The 1,210-nt window shown below is 49.3% G+C and carries 2 protein-coding genes; both read right to left on the reverse strand.

Annotation, left to right across the window (positions count from 1 at the left end):
- Positions 1 to 191: formyltransferase family protein (locus ACWHAR_RS22195; protein WP_452087844.1), on the reverse strand; the 191-nt coding region annotated here is incomplete at its 3' end.
- On the reverse strand, positions 188 to 1,210 hold a 1,023-nt coding region (gene purM, locus ACWHAR_RS22200), incomplete at its 5' end, for a phosphoribosylformylglycinamidine cyclo-ligase (RefSeq protein ID WP_452087845.1). The genes purM and ACWHAR_RS22195, both read right to left, overlap by 4 nt.

A 1,210-nucleotide genomic window follows, 5' to 3' on the forward strand; every position in this document is an offset into this window, starting at 1 on the left:
TTTTCATAAGACTTCGGCTCAAATGCGAAGGATGGAATGTGGAATGCTTCCGCCCGTTCGATGACTTTCGCCTGCGGTTTGTCGCAAACGAGGAGCGCTGCTGACGCATCCCAGTTCTCCTCCTTCAAACGCGTGACGATGGCTTCGAAGTTTGAACCGTTTCCTGATGCAAATACCGCAAACTTTTTCATGAAAGTGCCGCACCGCCGAATGTGACGCCTGCGCCTTTTTTCACACGCCCGATTAAATAGGCTTTTTCTCCATGGCTTTCAAGCGTTCCGATCACATCTGTCAAATGCTCTTCTTTGACAGCCAAAACAAAACCGATACCCATATTAAAGACGTTGAACATGTCTTCTTCCTTTAGCTTGCCGTACTCTTGCAAGAAAGAAAAAATTGGCGGGATCGGCCATGAGCCATGATCAATTTCCGCACTTAAGCCTTCCGGAAGCATACGCGGAATATTTTCGATAAATCCTCCGCCTGTCACGTGCGCCATGCCGTCGATTTTTCCGCTTTTGACCGCGGCAAGCACAGGCTTCACGTAAATCCTTGTCGGTTCAAGCAATTCCTCGCCAAGCGGGCGTTCAAACGGCTCATATGTTGTATCAAGGTCCAGCTCCGCATCATCCAGAAGCACTTTTCTGACAAGGGAAAATCCGTTGCTGTGAAGACCGCTGGAGCTGAGGCCGATCAACAGATGACCCTCTTTGATGTTTTCTCCAGTGACGATTTCGTCCTTTTCTGCCACTCCGACTGAGAAACCGGCAATATCATATTCATCAGCTGTATAGAGTCCCGGCATTTCAGCCGTTTCACCGCCGACTAAGGCTGAACCTGACTGCTCACAGCCTTCCGCAACACCTTGTACAATCTGTTCAATTTTCACTGGGTCCGCTTTGCCGACCGCTAAATAATCGAGGAAAAACAGCGGCTCTGCACCTTGTGCCAGCACGTCATTGACACACATTGCAACAGCGTCCACGCCAATCGTGTCATGCTTATCCATGGAAAAAGCGAGCTTTAATTTTGTTCCGACACCGTCCGTTCCCGAAATGAGAACTGGTTTTTGATAAGAAAGCTCAGACAGGTCAAACATGCCGCCAAAACCGCCAAGGCTGCCCATAACGCCAAGCCGTTTCGTGCGCTCCACGTGTTTTTTCATTCGTTTTACAGCTTCATATCCGGCTTCGATGTCAACTCCTGCGTT

The sequence above is a fragment of the Bacillus sp. LR--39 genome, from assembly GCF_053613335.1.